General features: G+C 67.9%; 14 protein-coding genes. 6 read left to right on the forward strand and 8 right to left on the reverse strand.

The features are described from left to right. Positions 1–363 precede the first annotated feature (363 nt). The 6 genes from ABNQ40_RS33410 to ABNQ40_RS33435 all read left to right on the forward strand — a co-directional run bounded on the left by ABNQ40_RS33410 (position 364) and on the right by ABNQ40_RS33435 (position 8,098). On the forward strand, positions 364–1,281 hold the full coding sequence (locus ABNQ40_RS33410; RefSeq protein ID WP_391349295.1) for a hypothetical protein: 918 nt from the start codon (positions 364–366) through the stop codon (positions 1,279–1,281). Beyond that, positions 1,212–3,047 (forward strand): thiamine pyrophosphate-dependent enzyme, encoded by a 1,836-nt coding sequence (locus ABNQ40_RS33415; RefSeq protein ID WP_391349297.1) that lies wholly within the window; start codon positions 1,212–1,214, stop codon positions 3,045–3,047. The genes ABNQ40_RS33410 and ABNQ40_RS33415 overlap by 70 nt, the downstream gene beginning before the upstream one ends. Positions 3,048–3,127: 80 nt before the next feature. Continuing rightward, positions 3,128–4,831 carry an acyl-CoA dehydrogenase family protein gene (locus ABNQ40_RS33420; protein WP_391349298.1) on the forward strand — a complete coding sequence of 568 codons (1,704 nt, stop codon included), beginning with the start codon at positions 3,128–3,130 and terminating at the stop codon, positions 4,829–4,831. Positions 4,832–4,933: 102 nt separating this feature from the next. Beyond that, on the forward strand, positions 4,934–5,893 hold the full coding sequence (locus ABNQ40_RS33425; RefSeq protein ID WP_391349299.1) for a LysR substrate-binding domain-containing protein: 960 nt from the start codon (positions 4,934–4,936) through the stop codon (positions 5,891–5,893). A gap of 150 nt (positions 5,894–6,043) precedes the next feature. Beyond that, the gene (locus ABNQ40_RS33430) at positions 6,044–6,796 is read left to right on the forward strand and encodes a glucose 1-dehydrogenase (RefSeq protein ID WP_109047773.1); all 753 of its coding nucleotides are present in this window, start codon (positions 6,044–6,046) and stop codon (positions 6,794–6,796) included. Positions 6,797–6,892: 96 nt separating this feature from the next. Continuing rightward, positions 6,893–8,098 (forward strand): CoA transferase, encoded by a 1,206-nt coding sequence (locus ABNQ40_RS33435; RefSeq protein WP_109047772.1) that lies wholly within the window; start codon positions 6,893–6,895, stop codon positions 8,096–8,098. Positions 8,099–8,146: 48 nt separating this feature from the next. On the opposite strand, the gene ABNQ40_RS33440 is transcribed toward ABNQ40_RS33435, so the two are convergent. The 8 genes from ABNQ40_RS33440 to ABNQ40_RS33475 all read right to left on the reverse strand — a co-directional run bounded on the left by ABNQ40_RS33440 (position 8,147) and on the right by ABNQ40_RS33475 (position 14,901). Beyond that, positions 8,147–9,331, reverse strand: a complete 1,185-nt coding sequence (locus tag ABNQ40_RS33440; protein WP_109047771.1) for an HlyD family secretion protein — start codon at positions 9,329–9,331, stop codon at positions 8,147–8,149. 38 nt (positions 9,332–9,369) lie between these two features. Next, complete coding sequence (locus ABNQ40_RS33445) at positions 9,370–10,572, reverse strand: ABC transporter permease (RefSeq protein ID WP_247879536.1); 1,203 nt, start codon at positions 10,570–10,572, stop codon at positions 9,370–9,372. Between the two features lie 23 nt (positions 10,573–10,595). Beyond that, complete coding sequence (locus ABNQ40_RS33450) at positions 10,596–11,288, reverse strand: ABC transporter ATP-binding protein (protein WP_109047769.1); 693 nt, start codon at positions 11,286–11,288, stop codon at positions 10,596–10,598. A gap of 8 nt (positions 11,289–11,296) precedes the next feature. Continuing rightward, positions 11,297–11,545, reverse strand: coding sequence for a hypothetical protein (locus tag ABNQ40_RS33455; protein WP_109047768.1), 249 nt, complete (start codon positions 11,543–11,545; stop codon positions 11,297–11,299). After that, positions 11,542–12,705 (reverse strand): TolC family protein, encoded by a 1,164-nt coding sequence (locus tag ABNQ40_RS33460; RefSeq protein ID WP_391349301.1) that lies wholly within the window; start codon positions 12,703–12,705, stop codon positions 11,542–11,544. Before ABNQ40_RS33460 ends, ABNQ40_RS33455 begins: the two co-directional genes overlap by 4 nt. Further along, the gene (locus tag ABNQ40_RS33465; RefSeq protein ID WP_391349302.1) at positions 12,693–12,974 is read right to left on the reverse strand and encodes a hypothetical protein; all 282 of its coding nucleotides are present in this window, start codon (positions 12,972–12,974) and stop codon (positions 12,693–12,695) included. The genes ABNQ40_RS33460 and ABNQ40_RS33465 overlap by 13 nt, the downstream gene beginning before the upstream one ends. Positions 12,975–13,248: 274 nt before the next feature. After that, entirely contained in the window at positions 13,249–14,007 is a 759-nt protein-coding gene (locus ABNQ40_RS33470) for a hypothetical protein (protein ID WP_391349303.1), read from the reverse strand. Between the two features lie 135 nt (positions 14,008–14,142). Continuing rightward, positions 14,143–14,901, reverse strand: coding sequence for a hypothetical protein (locus tag ABNQ40_RS33475; RefSeq protein WP_391349304.1), 759 nt, complete (start codon positions 14,899–14,901; stop codon positions 14,143–14,145). Positions 14,902–14,956 lie beyond the last annotated feature (55 nt).

The raw sequence follows: 14,956 nt of genomic DNA on the forward strand, positions 1-14,956 counted from the left end.
CTCCTTGCTCGCGGTGTCCGGGGAATTGGCGGCGGCTGGTTCCGGGGACGATGGTGACTGTCCGGGAACGGACGGGTCGGTTTGGTGACCCTGACAGTGGAGCAACCGTCCGCACAGAGGAATGCGTTTCGTGGGCATACCAGCCATAAGCTGGGCAAGCCATCAGCCACACGAACCGTTTCCACCGGGCCCCGCAGCCCCCCCGCGAAACCGGGATGAATGCTGACGGTTTGCTATGCCCGCAATGAATATCTGTTACAGGCACGCCATGCGCTCCGCGATGCGAGGCTGATCGGTAGTCTGTGGGGAACTGTTCCCAATGCCTCAAACGACGGATGTTCAACCGCATGAACGGTAAGCGCCATGTCTAGGCCGTCCTCTCCGCTCAACGCCGCCGGGGCCGCCTATCTCGAAGCGTTGCAGGAGCGCTTCCGCGACGATCCTGCGTCGGTGGACGTGAGCTGGCGCGCCGTCTTCCAAATCCTGGACGAATTGGGCGCGGTCGCTCCGGCCTTGTCGGCATCAGGTGGGCCAGCGTCCGGGCCGCTGTCGCTCCGGCACGAGGACATCCGCCAGCGCGGCCATGCCGCCGCCGCCCTCGATCCGCTGGGCCGCGCCGCACCTTCCGCCAGACCGGCGTCCGGGGATGCGGAGACCACGCGGCTGCGCCGGCTCTATCAGGGCACGCTGACGCTGGAAACCGCCCATATCGACGATCCGGCCCTGCGGTCCTGGCTGCGCGACGCCTATGAGGGAGCGGCTGCCGCTCCGCCGGCCGAGGCCCGTCGCCGGGCGCTGTCGCTGCTGAGCGCGGCGGAGGAGTTCGAAAGGCTGCTCGGCACCCGCTACCCGACGAAGAAGCGGTTCGGCGCCGAGGGGATGGAGACGCTGATTCCGCTGCTGGACCGCATCCTCGCGGCGGCGGCGGCGGCGGGCGTCACCGAGGTGCAGGTGGGGACCATGCATCGCGGCCGGCTCAGCCTGATGGCCAACGTGCTGGGCAAGCCTCTGGTCGAGCTGTTCGCCGGCATCAAGGGCATGCATCCCTTCCAGGCCGACCCGCCGGTCCCCGCCGATGTCCCCTATCACATGGGGGTGGAAAGCAGCCTGTCCTTCGGCGAAGGGACGATGGCGCTGACCCTGTCCCCCAACCCGTCGCATCTGGAGGCGATCAATCCGGTCATTCTGGGCCGTGCGCGGGCGCGTCAGGATTGCTCCGCGAGCAGGGCGGCGAGGCGCGCCGGGTGCTGTGCGTGCTGCTGCACACCGACGCCAGCGTGATCGGCCAGGGCAGCGTGACCGAGGCGCTGCAACTGTCCGGCGTCGCCGGCTTCACCGTCGCCGGCACCATCCATGTCATCGTCAACAACCAGATCGGCTTCACCACCGAACGCGACGAGGCGCGGACCTCCCTCCATTGCACCGGGCTGTGGAAGGCGGTGGACAGCCCCATCCTGCACGTCAACGCCAACGATCCGGACGCGGCGCTGCGGGCTGCCGACCTCGCGGTCGCCTTCCGGCAGACGCACGGGCGCGATGCGGTGATCGACCTCGTCGGCTACCGCCGCAACGGTCACAACGAGATCGACGAGCCGCGCTTCACCCAGCCGCTGGATTACGCGGCGATCGACGCCCACCCGCCCGTCCGCGCGCTCTACGCCGGGCGTCTCGCCGCCGAAGGAGCGGTCGGGGAGGGCGATGTCGACGCTCTTGCCGCCGGTCACAAGGCCCGCTTCCAGGAGGCGTTGGCCGCCGCCGCCGATCACCGGCCGAACCACGACGGCTTCCCCGGCGGACGCTGGGCGCCGTTCGCGTCCGGTGGATCTGCTGCCGGCGGTTCAACAGCGGCCGAACCGGACACCGGCATCGGCCCCGACCGGCTGCGGGCTCTGCTGGCGGCGCTGGCCGCCATTCCGGATGGCCTGACCGTCGACCGCAAGGTGGAGCGCGTCATCCGCCGCCGCGCCGAGGAGCCGCTGGACTGGGCGACCGGCGAGGCGCTGGCCTTCGCCACGTTGCTGGCCGACGGGGTGCCGGTACGGCTGACCGGCCAGGACGTGGTGCGCGGCGCCTTCTCCCACCGGCATTTCGCCCTGACCGATGCCGTCACCGGGAAGCGCCATGTCAGCCTGAACCATCTGGGCGTCGCCCAGGCCCGCTTCGACGTGGTCAACAGCCCGCTGTCGGAATATGCCGTGCTCGGCTTCGAATACGGCTACAGCCTGGAACGGCCCGACGCGCTGGTGATCTGGGAGGCGCAGTTCGGCGATTTCGCCAACGGCGCCCAAATCCTGATCGACCAGTTCATCGTCAGCGCGGAAGACAAGTGGCGACAGCCCTCCGGCCTCGTCCTCCTGCTGCCGCACGGTCTGGAAGGGCAGGGGCCGGAGCATTCCTCCGCCCGGCCGGAGCGCTTCCTCCAGATGGCGGCGCGCGACAACATCCGCATCGCGCATCCGTCCACCCCGGCGAACTATTTCCACCTGCTGCGCCGGCAGATGCTGCGGCGCGACCGCAAGCCGCTGGTGGTGCTGAGCCCGAAGACCCTGCTGCGCCTGCCGGCGGCGGTGTCGGCGCTGGCCGATGTCGCGCCCGGCACCGGATTCCAGCCGGTCGTCGTCACCGCCGGCGAGCGCGTCGGTCGCATCCTACTGTGCAGCGGCAAGCTGGCTTACGAGCTTGAGCGGGAGCGGGCCGCCCTGGACGCCGGGGATGTGGCGGTGGTGCGGCTGGAGATGCTGTATCCTCTGCCCGCGGCCGAATTGTCGGCCCTGTTCCGCCGTTGGCCGGATGCGTCCTGCGTGTGGGTGCAGGAGGAGCCGGAAAATCTGGGCGCCTGGGCCTACCTCGACCGCCGGCTGGAGGCTTTGCGGGAAGCGGCCGGCTGCGTCGAGCCACGCATCGCCTGCGTGGCCCGCGCCGAAGCGGCCTCTCCCGCCGGCAGCTTCCACGGCGACCATGACGCCGACCAGCGCCGGCTGGTCGAGCAGGCCTTCGCCGGGCTCGCAACCGCCTTGCCGTCCCAAGGGAAAGCGGCGGCGGAGTGACGAGCCGTCCGTCCTCAGCGACGGTCGGACCCGACAGCAAACACCGAACACCGTATAACGGACACTGGGGAAACGCGCCGATGTCTTCCAGCCTGAGCACCGTCAGCCCGTCCGAAGCCTCTCCGCTTCTGCTCCCCGATCTGTTGCAGGCCACGGCCACGGCGCTCGACGTGGTGGCGCAGCTGGCCGAGGCGGCGGAGCGCGGCGTCGCGGCGCTGGTGGCGCCGGATGGGCGCGTGGACGCCACCCTGCTCGACCGCCATCAGGTGGCGGCGCATGGCTTCGCCTGGGTAGCGACCTATGCCGCGGCATTGCGCCAGATGCGGGGCTGGGCGGAACGGCTGAACCATGCCGGCCGGCTGGGCGAACTGGAAGCGGCCATGCTCCAGGCGGCGTTCGGCGAGTATCTGGCCCAGCTCGATGGCGGTCTGGCGATGAGCCAGGGCGAAATCGTCCGTCCGGCCGATTTCGGACTGGGCGAGGCGGAGCGGGACGCCTTCCGCACCGAGGCGGTGCGCCGGCTGATCGCCGCCGGCAACGCCTCCGGCCTGCGGCTGCGCATCGCCGAGCTGCTGACTGATGCGCTGCATGGCGGCGGCTTCGGCGACGCCGCCCTGGAGGACGAGGCGCTGGACATGGTCCGCGACCAGTTCCGCCGTTTCGTCGCCGACGCGGTGGAGCCGCATGCCCACGACTGGCATCTGAAGGACGAGCTGATCCCGCTCCCCGTCATCGAGCGGATGGCGGACATGGGGGTGTTCGGCCTGACCGTGCCGGAGGAGGACGGCGGGCTGGGCATGGGCAAGCTCGCCATGTGCGTGGTCACCGAGGAACTGTCGCGCGGTTACATCGGCGTCGGCTCCCTCGGCACCCGCGCGGAGATCGCGGCCGAACTGATCCGCATGGGCGGCACCGCCGAACAGCGGGCGCGCTGGCTGCCACGCATCGCGTCGGGCGAGATCCTGCCGACCGCCGTGTTCACCGAGCCCAACACCGGTTCCGACCTGGGCAGCCTGCGCACCCGCGCGGTGCCGGACGGCGACCTCTATCGCGTCACCGGGGCGAAGACCTGGATCACCCATGGCAGCCGGTCGGATTCGATGACGCTGCTGGTGCGCACCGATCCGGACGCCCCCGGCTATCGCGGCCTGTCGGTGCTGCTGGCCGAGAAGCCGCGCGGCACCGAGGCGGACCCCTTCCCGGCCGAGGGGATGAGCGGCGGCGAGATCCCGGTGCTGGGCTATCGCGGCATGAAGGAATACGAAATCGGCTTCGACGGCTTCGTCGTCCCCCGCGAAAACCTGCTGGGCGGTGTCGAGGGCCAGGGCTTCAAGCAGTTGATGGCGACCTTCGAATCCGCCCGCGTGCAGACCGCCGCCCGCGCCGTCGGCGTGGCGCAGAACGCCATGGAGCTCGGCCTGCGCTATGCACAGGAACGCGTCCAGTTTGGCCGTCCGCTCGCCGCCTTCCCGCGCGTTGCCGGCAAGCTGGCCTGGATGGCGGTGGAAACGATGATCGCCCGCCAGTTGACCTATTTCGCCGCGCGGGAGAAGGACAGCGACCGCCGCTGCGACATCGAAGCCGGCATGGCGAAGCTGCTGGCCGCGCGCGTCGCCTGGTCGAACGCCGACAACTCGGTGCAGATCCATGGCGGCAACGGCTACGCCGTCGAATATCCGGTCAGCCGGGTGCTGTGCGACGCGCGTATCCTGAACATCTTCGAAGGAGCGGCGGAAATCCAGGCCCAGGTCGTCGCCCGCGGTCTGCTGTCGCGCCGCAATTGAGGGGTGCCGGCCGGGCGGAACTGACCTGTCGCGACCACGCTTGTATCATACCGGCGTATTCGCTATCGGACGGGGAGGACTGAAAGGACAAGGCCGCCCGCGATGGAACTTCTGGAACTGCGCTATTTCGTTCAGGTGGCTGACCTTGGCAGCTTCTCCAAGGCCTCGGTCAAGCTGGGCATCACGCAGCCGGCGCTGAGCCGGCAGGTCCAGAAGCTGGAGCACGAGCTGCGCACCAGCCTGTTCTACCGTCACGGCCGCGGCGTCTCGCTGACCCAGCAGGGGCGCAAGCTCTACGACGTGGTGCGCCACCTGCTGGGCGCGCTCAGCGAGATCAAGGAGGAGATCCAGGACCAGTCGGAACGGCTGACCGGGACCGTCACGCTGGGGCTGCCGCCGTCGATCTGCGCCACGCTCGGCGCTCCGCTGGCCCGCCGCTTCCACGAGAACTATCCCGACGCGACCCTGCGCATCCACGAGGTGTTCAGCGGCACGCTGCTGGAATGGGTGGAAGGCGGGCGGCTGGACCTCGCCGTCCTCTACGACGCGCGGCGCGGACGCAGCATGCTGTCGTCTCCCCTGCTGGTGGAAAGTCTGCAGCTGGTCCAATCGGCCAAGGACGCGGTGGCCGGCGACGATGGGCCGGTCGGGGTCGAGATGCTGGCCGACCTGCGTTTCGTGCTGCCCGGTTTGGAAAACGGCCTGCGCCGCGTGGTGGATGCGGCGGTGCGCCGGGCCGACATCGATCTTCAGGTCGATATGGAGATCGACTTCGTCACCGCCATCAAGCAGTTGGTGGAAGAGGGAATGGGATCGACCATCCTTCCCTTCGGCGCAGTCCACCGCGAGGTGCGCCAGGGCCGGCTGATCGCGCGCGAGATCGCGTCGAAGGACATGCACGCCATGCTGGTCACCGCGACGCCGCTGCATCAGCCGGTGTCGAAGGCGACCCGTGCCCTGCTGCGGCTGATCCATGTCGAAGTCGTCAAATGCGTCGCCAACGGCGTGCTCAAGGGCAAGGTCGTCGCTCCCGGCAGTGCCGGAGAAGACAGCGCGCTTTGATGGAGTCTCTTGAAGGCGCCTGGAGCCGTTTTCTCCCCTGTTATGCTTTGTCTGCTGATAGCAGTTATGACGGATGGTCCATAGCACGGCCGGTTCGGCGCGGATAGCCTCCCCCCATCACCACATAATTCCCTGGGGAAGGAACCGAGAATGACGAAGCGCCTGGACGGCAAGGTTGCCCTGATCACCGGGGCGGCGCAGGGCCTGGGCCTTGCGATGGCCGAAACCTTCGTGCGCGAGGGCGCCCGCGTGGCGGTCGTCGACATCAACGGCGACGCCGCCGTCGCGGTGGCGGAGCGGCTGGGCGAGGCCGCCATCGGCATCGAAGCCAACGTGACCAGGACCGCCGATGTCGAGATGACCATCGCCGCGACGGTCGAGAAATTCGGGCGCCTCGACATCCTGGTGAACAACGCCGGCTCCACCCACGCCAACGGCCCGTTCGAGAGCGTGACCGAAGAGGAGTTCGACCGCGTCTTCGCCCTGAACGTCAAGTCGATCTACCTCTATTCCAAGGCGGTGGTCGCGACGATGCGGGCGCAGAAGTCCGGCGTGATCCTCAATCTCGGCTCCACCGCCGGGTTGCGTCCGCGTCCGGGCCTGGTCTGGTACAACGCCACCAAGGGCGCGGTGCACAACATCACCCAGTCGCTGGCGCTGGAACTGGCGCCCGACAACATCCGCGTCTGTGCGCTGGCGCCGGTCGCCACCGAAACGCCGCTGCTCGCCACCTTCATGGGCGGCGATACCCCGGAGAAGCGGGCGCGCATGCTGGGCATCGTTCCGCTCGGCCGCCTGGGCCAGCCCGCCGACGTCGCCAACGCCGCGCTGTATCTCGCCTCCGACGAGGCGGCCTTCATCACCGGCGTGGTGCTGGAGGTCGACGGCGGCCGCTGCGTCTGAGGACGGGTCGGACAAGGCCGGGGTTGCGTCCGCGCCCCGGCCTGACCGGCTCCCGCCGCCCTCTCTGCATCCACCCCCGAGCGGAATCCGTCCCCCATGTCCTTGCTCCTTTCCGATCTGCGCATCGTCGAAGTCTCGGCCTTCGTCGCGGCTCCGCTGGGCGGCATGACCCTGGCCCAGCTGGGTGCGGAGGTGATCCGCATCGACCCCATCGGCGGCAACATCGACTACCGCCGATGGCCGCTGGCGCCCAATGGCACCAGCCTCTATTGGACGGCGCTGAACAAGGCGAAGCGGTCGGTCACCCTGGCGCTCGACAAGCCGGAGGGGCGGGAGATCGCCCAGGCCATCATCACCGCGTCGGGCGAGGATGCCGGCTTTCTGCTGACCAACCTGCCGGCCAGCGGCTGGATGGGCTACGAGGCGCTTTCCGCCAAGCGCGACGACCTGATCATGCTGCGGCTGACCGGCAATCCGGACGGATCGGCTGCGGTGGATTACACCGTCAATTGCGCCGGCGGATTCCCGATGGCGACCGGCAGGGGAGGGGAGCCGGTGAACCATGTTCTGCCGGCCTGGGACGTGGCGGCCGGCCTCTATCTCGCCACCGGGTTGCTGGCGGCGGACCGGCAGCGGCGCCGCACCGGCCGGGGGCAGGAGGTGACGGTCGCGTTGGCCGACGTGATGCTGGCGACCGTCGGCAATCTCGGCTACCTCGCCGACGTGCGGGTGAACGGTGCCGTGCGCCAGCCGATGGGCAACGACCTCTACGGCGCCTATGGCCGCGACTTTCCCACCGCCGATGGGCGGCGCGCGATGGTGGTCGCCATTTCCAACCGCCAGTGGAAGGCGCTCGGCAAGGCGACCGGGCTGGCCGACAGGCTGGCGATGATCGGCCCGCTGATGGGCGTGGACATGGACGACGAAGGCGGACGCTTCCAGGCCCGCGATGCGATCTCTGCCGTGCTCGCCCCCTGGTTCGCCGCGCGCACGCTGTCGCAGGTGGAAGTCGAGTTCGCCGGCTCGGGCGTGCTGTGGGGGCCCTACCGCGATTTCGGCCAGCTCGTCGCCGAGGATGCGCGCTGCTCCACCGCCAACCCGCTTTTCCGCGAGATCGACCAGCCCGGCGTCGGGTCGCTGCTGGTTCCCGGATCGCCGCTCGGCTTTCCCGGCATGGGCGAGCGCACCGACCATCGCCCGGCCCCCGGTTTGGGGCAGGACACCGACGCGGTGCTGGCCGACCTGCTGGGGCTGCCGTCCGCGGAGATCGGCCGCCTTCACGATGCCGGCATCGTCGGATAGGGCGGATAGGGCGATCTGGCGGAACCCGTCCGGCGAGGCCGGAACGGTTCACTCGGCAAGGCGCGGCCCTGCAGTCGTTCCGATCGTCAAAGTCGCGGACATGCCGACACGGATGCGTTGTTTCTGCGTGTCGGACAGGGGCGGCAGCGCCACGCGAACGGCGAAGGATGAGCCGGTCGACGCCCCCCCGTCACCGGCCGTCGCCTGCTGCGCGACCCAGGCGACCCGTCCGGACATCCGACTGTCCGGAAAGGCTTCGCCGGTGACGTCGACCGGCTGACCGACGCGCAGGCTGTTGATGTCCATCTCGTCGACCTGCGCCGTGACCGCCAGGCTGTCCATCTCGGCAATCAGGAACAGGCTTTGGTTTTGGGACAGCCCGGCCCCGACCTCGACCGCTGCGACACCGGGCGTATTGGCCGAAGAGGCGGTCGGCGCCTTCATGACCATGCCGGAGGCCGGAGCCCTCACCACCGCACGCTCCACTTGCCGGCGCAGATCCTCGACCTTCGCCAGGGCGCCCGCATGCTCCAGTTCAGCCATGCGGACGGCGTCGCGCCCGCCCCTTTTCGCGGTGGTGGCCAGTTCCTCTTCCGCCGCCTGACGGTTGAGCGCCTGTGCGTCCGCCTGCCTGAGCAGATCCTCATACTCCTGCCGCGGAATGATGCCCTGGGCAATCAGGGGCTTGGCATCCTGCACACGGCGTTGCGCCTGCTCGGCCTCCCGCCGCGCGGCGGCCACCTGACGCTGCGCACGCGCCATCTCCGCGCCGGTCGCCCAGTTCCTGACCTCGTCCAGATGCTGCGCGGTCTTGAGACGGGCAGCCTCCGCGTCGCGCGCGCGCATATCCATATCGAAGCCGTCGATGACCAGCAGGACCTGACCGGCTTCGACCAACTGGCCATACTCGAACCGCTTTTCCTTCACCGATCCGGCGAAGGGCGCCACCACCGCCACCGTGCGGCCCGGTTCGACCGTTCCGGCCACCGACAGGACGGGAAGGGACAGGACGGGAAGCGGCACGGCCATCTCCGGTTCACCCTCCCGCGGCGTCGGCGCGGCCCTGTCGGCCGGGACTCGGCTTGCCGACAGCATTGCCTGCGCATCCTCGAACCAGGACGGGCCGCTCAGGGCGAGGCCAGCGCACAGGGCGCCGCCGCAGAACCAAGCCAGCCTGTCCAGGACCCGCCGCCGCGATCCGCCGGCCGCCGATCGCGGTGCCTGCACGCTCATCGACCCGCTCCTTGCATTCCTCTCGACCGCATCGGCGTTCACTCCCCGCGCAACGCCGCGACCGGCTCCAGGCGGGACGCCTGCATCGCCGGGTAAAGCCCGAAGAACAGCCCCACCCCGCTGGACATGCCGAGCCCCAGCGGCAGCGACGGGACGGACGGCGCGAACGCCCACCCCGCATTCCATGCATAGACCGCCGCCGCCGCGAGGCCCAGGAGGGCGCCCGCCATCCCACCGCTGAGCGAGAGGGCCAGCGCTTCGGCCAGAAACATCGCGCAGACATCGATGGGCCGGGCGCCCAGGGCCATGCGCAAGCCGATTTCGCGCCGCCGCTCGACCACGCCCATCAGCATCACATTCATCACGCCGACCCCGCCGACAATCAGCGACACGCCGCCGATGGCGGCCAGCAGCAGGGTGTGGACCCGCGCCTGATCGCTCATGGCGACGATCAGCTGGCGGGCGCTCTGCACCATGACCGGGCGGGGATGGGCGCCGCCGGAGAAATGATTGGTCATCGACTGCCGCACGTCCCGATCGGCGGCAACCGACATCTTGCGGACCACGAGGTTGGTGATGTCGCTGTTGGCCGACACCCGCCGCGCGCCAGGCAGGGGCACGAAGGCCGTGCTGTCGACATCCAGCGGCAACACCGGGTTCGGCGTGCTGCCGGCGAGAACGCCGACCACCGTATGATTGTATCCCCCCATCCGCAGCAGGCTGCCCGGCACCGGGGGGTGGCCGTCTTCCGCCAGTCGGCGGGCCAGCCCGGCCCCGAGAACGACGACGGTCGCGGCGCGGTCCCCCTCCGTCAGCGTCCGGCCCTGCGCTGCTTTGGCCTGGACCAGCGCAAAGAACTCCGGGGTGACGCCGGCGACGGCGCTGGGCAGGCGGGTGCGCCCCTGGCGGATCTCCACCCCCAGCATCGCCAGCGGCGCGACCTCCTCGACGCCGGGAAGCGCCCGCAGCCGGTCGACATCGGCACGGGTCAGGACCGCCGGCCGGCCGGACAGGCTGAAATCCTTCTGGACCGTCAGGATGTCCGCCCCCATGGCGAGGAACTGGCGCATGGAGTGTTCCCTGGCATTCTCGCCGATGGAGATCAGGGCGACCACCGCCGCCGTTCCGATGGCGATGCCGAGCAGGGCCAGGAGCGAGCGCTGCCGCATCGCCCCGAGGTTGCGCAACGCGTCCGCCGCCAGCGCCCGCCACCGCCGCCCGCCGCTTTCCCCGTCATCCATCGGCCTCACGAGCCTGACACGCCTCATGGGACGGCCCCGGACGCCGCGCTGTCCAGCCGTCCGTCCCGCATCACCAATTGACGCCCGCAACGCGCCGCGATGGCGGGATCATGGGTGACGAGCGCCACGGTCACCCCCAGATCGGCGTTCAGGGCGAAGAACAGGTCGATGATCTGGCGTGCGGTGGCGCTGTCCAGATTTCCCGTCGGCTCGTCGGCCAGCAGCAGGGCGGGATCGCCGACCACCGCGCGGGCAACCGCGACGCGCTGGCGCTGGCCCCCCGACATCTCCTCCGGCCGGTGATGCAGCCGGTCGGCCAGCCCGACCCGCTCCAGCATCGCCGCCGCACGGTCGCGGCCCAGGCGCGGCGGCACGCCGCGGTACAGGAACGGCAGGGCGACATTCTCCAGCGCCGTCAGCCGGGGCAGCAGATGGAAGGACTGGAAGACGAAGCCGATGCGGCGGTTGCGCAGTGCCGCCAGCCGGTCCGCCGAGGCCGCACCGACCTCCTCCCCCTCGAAGCGGAGCCGCCCGGAATCCGGACGGTCCAACAGTCCCATCAGCGAGAGCAGCGTCGATTTTCCCGATCCCGAAGCCCCGACGATGGCGCAGACCTCGCCCTTCCGGATGTCCAGCGACACGTCGCGCAGCACCTGCACCGCGCCTGCCGCGCGGCCATGGCTCTTATGCACGCCGTCGAGAGCGAGGATGGTCATGCGGCGCCTCACGGACCGGCGGTGGGCGTGTTGGAGGGCGACACCAGCCGGAGGGAGACTCCCGCCTCGCCTGTGGGACGGGCGTAGGCCGCCAGCGGCAGGCCGTCAGCCGCCATGTCCGGCGCCGCGATGTCCGGCGCTGTGACGGGGGGAAGCGCTATCTCGGGCGGCGCGCAGCAGCCGGCCGCCAGCGTGCACAGCAGCGCCGGGAGCAGCGCCGGCCTGGGCCGGAGGGTGGGGATGGGGGAGCGCATCATGGTGGCGGATCGTTCAGCTGGATGCCCCAGGTGTCGATGGTGGTGCCGACCTGAAGGTCCAGCAGGACGAGCGCATCGAGATAGGCCACCAGCGCCGCCAGCTCGCCGCTTTCGGCGGAGCGCAGCTGGTCCTGGAACGACACGACCTGGAAATTGCTCGACCGTCCAGCGCGCAGCTTGGCCATCTCGCCGGCCAGCGTCCGTTCGCCCAGTTCCCGCACCTGCCGGCTGAGCGTGTATTGACGCCACATGGCGTCGACCGTCCGCACCCCGTCGCGCACCTGCTGATCGACCTGGGCGCGCAGCTGTTCCAGCACAACCTCGTTCTGCCGCAGGCCGACGCTGGCCTGGACCTCCTGCTGTTTCAGGGACAGGTCGTTGATGGGGATGTTGAGCTGAAGCCCGGCCCGCAGGTCGGTCTTGGTGGCGGGCAGCTTTTCCGACGCCCGCCAGCCGCTGCGCCCGGACCCCGGCACGCTCACCCCGGCGACCACCGAAACATCCCACAGCCGTTGATTGCGGGCGACATCCAGTCCGATGCGCGCGCTTTCGATGGCGATCAGCTGCGACAGGTAATCCGGCCGGTTGTCGAAGGCCAGCGCCCTCACCTCGTTCACGTCGATCCGCACCGGCTTCGCCGCCAGCCGGTCGGCGGGAACGACCCGCGTGTCGAGATCGAGCGCCAGCAGCGCCAGCAGTGCGAGCCGCGCGGCATCGAACGCGCTTTGCGCCTGCAACAGCGCCAGTTCCTGGGCCGCCGTCGTCGCCTGGGCCTGGAACAGTTCGACCGCGGCCATCCGTCCGGCGGCGATCAGGGCCCGGTTGGTCGCCTCCAGATCGCGGGCTCGTTGCAGGGCGCCGTCGGCGAGGGCGATCTGCTGGCGGGTTTGAACGAACTGGTGATAGGTGCGGGCGATGTCGGTCACGGTGTTGGCGACCGCGGTCTTCAGGCGAAGCTGGTTGTAGCGCTCCTGCAACCGCGCGATGCGCACCGGAGCCATTGTGGTGTCGTAGCCGGCCCCCTTCAGCAGCGGTTGGATGACCGACAGGGTGAGCGCCGACTCCCCCCGCGACAGTCCGCCGTCCAGTTGCCGCCGGCTGCTCTGCCGCAGATCCCAGCCGAACGCGATGATGGTGCCCAGCGGCGTCAGCGTTTGCACCGTCGGCGACAGGTCAATGGCGGTCCCCGGTTGCCGCCGGTGCGGTCGGCATCGACGGTGGACAGCAGATTTCCGCGGGGGGTGAAGGCGGATTCCGCGACATGCAGGTTGTAGGCGTCGAGAACCCGCTGCAGATAAGCTCCGCGGACTCCGCTATTCCGCCGCAGCCCGAGATAGACCGCTTCGGGCAGGGTCAGACGCAGTTCGGGACCGGTTGCCGGCGGCGTCGGCCCGGATCCCTCATGGGCATAGCGGGGGTGCGGAGCCATCTGTGCGTGCGAGATTTCCGCACCGCCAACGGCGGTTCCCAGAGCCAGGGCAACCGCCATGCAGCGTATGATCGCAGGACATGCGTTCAGAGCGCTCGGAACCGCCACGGAGACACCTTTGACACAACCATAACTGTCAATACCATACGCAATGCGCCATGGACAGGAAAAGACCGGACGGCACGGACGATGTTGCCGGTCCTCGCCCCCTGTGTCCGGTCTCGGATGCGGACAGTCGTCCGGCCGGCCGGCTTCTTCCCTCCGGGGGCAGCGTTCAGGTCTTCAGATCGACAGGCTTGTAGGAAGGCGGAGGCGACGCTTTGTCTGCGGTCTGGGCGGAGGACTTGTCGGCGGCGGGATCGGTGAGGGAGGAAGCCAGCCAGTGCGCAGTGCCGTTCGCCCCTGACTGGTCGCGCCCGGTCACGCCCTTCAGCAGCCGCTCGGCAAGCCGCGCCGCGTCCTCGCTCTGCGCCTTCATCCGGTCATGCCGCGTGCCGTCGCCAGACGCCGGAGAGGACGCATCGCCTTTCTCCCCCCGAAGCTCCCTTTGCTGGGCTTCGTAGGCCGCTTTGGATTCCTTTATGCCTTGAACAACCTTTTCATACTGATCTGGCGGAAAATTCTCTTTAACATATTGAAGCTCCTCCTCTTCCGTCATATTTGACGATTCTGTGCCAATGAGATCATTTGTTTCAGAAACTGCCGAAACAAATTCGTCAACATCCTTACTATCACCTGTTACGCCAATTATGCCTTGACTGCCAGCTACATGGACACCTTGATCATTTGTATCCAATCTATAAATCAAGCCGTATCCTGAGCGTCCATTGCCATCAACAATAGGCTTAGATGAAATATTTAAAGATATCTCGCCATTTGCAGATGTAAATCCCGCTTTGAATCCTTCGACGCTTCCGGTCTCTTCAATTTTCTTTTTGGCGGCAGCAGCGGCGACTTCCATAAATTTTTTTAAGGCCAAACCACCCGCAAGCGTGACGTTGGGACCGTTGTAATCCGTGATTGCTCCAGCCATTTTTCACGCTCCGTCATCGGGATGATCGACGTACATCACCATGTGAGGTGAGACCGATGTCTGTTGTCGAGGGGTAGAGGAAGAGCGTGGATGCGTTCAGGATCCAGATGCCGAACGCATCAGGCCGTTCCACAGTCAGGTCTTCAAATCGACGGGCTTGTAGGAGGGCGGGGGCAACGCTTCGTCCGAGGTCTGGGGGGAAGACTTGTCGGTGGTGGTATCGGTGAGGGAGGAAGCCAGCCAGTGCGCAGTGCCGTTCGCCCCTGACTGGTCTCGCCCGGTCACGCCCTTCAGCAACCGCTCGGCAAGCTGCGCTGCGTCCTCGCTTCGCGCCTTCATCCGGTCAAGCCGCGTACCGCCGCCGGATGCCGGAGAGGACGCATCACTTTTCTCCCCTCGCAACTCCCTCTGCTGAGCTTCGTAGGTCGCTTTGGATTCCTTTATGCCCTGAACGAATCTTTCGTATTGTTCTGGCGGAAAATTTTCTTTTACATATTTAAGCTCTTCTTCTTCTGTCATTTTCCCAGATTTTGTGCCAACTGAGTCATTCATCTTACCTACGGTCGATACAAATTCATCGATATCATCTCCACTGTCGGCGACGTTACTGCCACCTTCGCCGCCACCAACTTGAACGCCTTTGTCTGTTGTCTCCAGGCGATAGGATAAGGCATAGCCAGATTTTCCATTCAAGTCAGTTCCAAAGTCTGACGTGATATTCACGGAAATCTCGCCATCGGCAGATTTGAAATCTGCCTTGAATCCCGCGACGCTTCCGGTCTCTTCAATTTTCTTTTTGGCGGCAGCAGCGGTGCTTTCCATGAATTTCTTCAAGGCCGAACCACCCGCATGCGTGACGTTGGGGCCGTTATAATCCGTGATCGCTCCAGCCATTTTTCACGCTCCGTCATCGGGATGATCGACGTACATCACCATGTGAGGTGCGACC

It is taken from the genome of Azospirillum sp. A23 (assembly GCF_042938965.1).
GTDB lineage: Bacteria > Pseudomonadota > Alphaproteobacteria > Azospirillales > Azospirillaceae > Azospirillum > Azospirillum melinis.